The following is a 1059-nucleotide window of genomic DNA, read 5'->3' on the forward strand; positions in this document are numbered from 1 at the left end:
CGCCGGCGTCGGAGGCGCTGGTGGAGCAGGCCCTGGCCTCCTACACCCGGATGTGGACCGAGGTGCTGGCGCTGGCGTCCTGGACGCCGAACCAGGTGCGCAGCCTGGTGCTCACCGACCCGGTGGGGGAGTCGGTGCTCCGCGCCGCCTCCCGCGGCCGCGGGGCGGTGGTGGCGCTGCCGCACCTGGCCAACTGGGACCTGGTCGGCGCCTGGGCCTGCCTCAGCGGTCTGCCGGTGACCACGGTGGCCGAGCAGCTGGCCGAGGCCGAGTTCGGCGCCTTCACCCGGCTGCGCACCGCGCTGGGGATGGAGGTGCTGTCCCACCGCGACCCCCGCGCGCTGGCCCGGCTCACCGCCGCGGTGGCCGAGGGCCGGGTGGTGTGCCTGATGGCCGACCGGCTGATGGCCGGCGCCGGCATCGCCGTCGACTGGCCCACCCCCGCCGGACCGCGGCCTGTCCGGCTGCCGCCGGGGCCCGCCCTGGTCGCCCGCCGCTCGGGCGCGTTGCTGATCGGGCTGGCCTGCCACTACGAGGGCGGGCGGATGCGGATGCGGTTCAGCGAGCCGGTCGAGCCCCACCCCGGGCGCGACGGGCTGACCCGGATGACCCAGCAGCTGGCCGACTTCTTCGGCCGCGAGATCACCGCGCACCCCGAGGACTGGCACATGCTGCAGCCCTACTTCGGGCGATGAGCCGGCCGCCCGGGGCGGACGGGCTGCGGGTCGGCCTGGTCTGCCCCTACGCCCTCGACACCCCCGGCGGGGTGCAGAACCACGTGCTCGGCCTGGCCGGCTGGTTGCAGTCGCAGGGCCACCGTCCGACCGTGCTGGCCCCCGGCGAAGTGCCCCCGGAGCTGCACCGCCGCCACGGCAGCCCGCCGGTCGCCTCCACCGGCCCCGCCCACGCGGTGCGCTGGAACGGGTCGGTGGCCCGGGTCGGGCTGGGCCCGGCCACCGTGCGCGCCGTCCGAGGCTGGGTGGCCGCGGCCGGGGTCGACCTGCTGCACCTGCACGAGCCGCTCGCCCCGCTGGTCTCCTGGACCGCGCTGGCCGCGGC

Annotated in this window: 2 protein-coding genes; both read left to right on the forward strand. The window is 77.8% G+C overall.

Translation table 11 applies throughout. The features are described from left to right. Positions 1-695 (forward strand): phosphatidylinositol mannoside acyltransferase (locus tag DVA66_RS20620; protein ID WP_114561593.1); only part of this gene is annotated, 695 nt, incomplete at its 5' end. Beyond that, positions 692-1059 (forward strand): glycosyltransferase family 4 protein (locus DVA66_RS20625; RefSeq protein WP_157974228.1); only part of this gene is annotated, 368 nt, incomplete at its 3' end. The genes DVA66_RS20620 and DVA66_RS20625, both read left to right, overlap by 4 nt.

Origin of the sequence: Desertihabitans aurantiacus (assembly GCF_003344635.1) — a bacterium.
GTDB classification, from domain to species: Bacteria; Actinomycetota; Actinomycetes; order Propionibacteriales; family Propionibacteriaceae; genus Desertihabitans; species Desertihabitans aurantiacus.